2 protein-coding genes are annotated in these 746 nt (G+C 56.8%); one reads left to right on the top strand and one right to left on the bottom strand.

Going from position 1 to position 746, the window contains the following annotated elements; genetic code table 11:
* Positions 1–109: 109 nt before the first annotated feature.
* Positions 110–319: a helix-turn-helix domain-containing protein gene (locus AC1D35_RS36610; RefSeq protein ID WP_477942962.1), complete on the bottom strand. Its 210-nt coding sequence runs from the start codon at positions 317–319 to the stop codon at positions 110–112.
* A gap of 114 nt (positions 320–433) precedes the next feature.
* On the opposite strand from AC1D35_RS36610, the gene AC1D35_RS36605 reads away from it, so the two are divergent.
* A partial coding sequence (locus AC1D35_RS36605; RefSeq protein WP_477942960.1) for a LysR family transcriptional regulator occupies positions 434–746 on the top strand: 313 nt, incomplete at its 3' end.

Raw genomic sequence — 746 nt, 5'->3', positions numbered from 1 at the left:
GTCAATGATCTATCATGTGCTCGCGCAAAATACGATTAGCCAACGGCGGTTCGATCCCGTTGAAGGCGGCCAATCGGGCCGTCAACGCGCAAAAGCCGCGACTAGATTCCTAAGATTTTTTGAGCAACTCCGCCACTTCAACCTCCAAGACGGTTGCCAACCGATCCACCACTTCAATAGTCGGGCTGTATACGCTTCTCTCCAAAGAACTGATGTACGTCCTGTCGAGGTCCGCTCGATGGGCAAGTTCCTCCTGGGACAGGCCTTTGGCCTGTCGGAGCAGCCTAAGATTCCGAGCGAATGCTTCGCGTATATCCATAAGCTGAGCCAAGCAGCTTGTAGAGTATTCAACTACGGAGTATACTCTACAAACGGCACGCGGCGGCCTGGTGCATCCGATCGTTTCCCGCGATTTACGGGGGCATATCAACGAATGGAATTACGCCAGCTATCCTACTTCGTTGCGGTGGCCGAGGAGCTGCATTTCGGCAGGGCGGCAGCCAAGGTGCATATTGCCCAGCCGGCTTTGTCGAATACGGTCCTGGCGCTGGAGAGGGAACTCGTGGTACAGCTCTTCATCCGCACCACACGGCGGGTGGAACTGACGCGGCCAGGGGCGGCCTTCTACGAGCGGTCGGTGAGGATTTTGAGCGAGGTGGATCTGTCGACCGAGATCGTCCGCTCGATTGCCGGCAAGACGAAACGGAAGATTGCGATCGGCACCGTCTATCCCGCTACCATCGGCG

This window comes from Rhizobium sp. P1_E6, assembly GCF_056405875.1.
The sequence above is the reverse complement of the archived record's forward strand: the minus strand, read 5'-3'. Positions and strand labels throughout refer to the sequence as shown.

Coding starts and splice junctions, on each gene's coding strand:
- AC1D35_RS36610 (WP_477942962.1), bottom strand. CDS start 319: ATGGATATACGCGAAGCATTCGCTCGGAATCTTAGGCTGCTCCGACAG.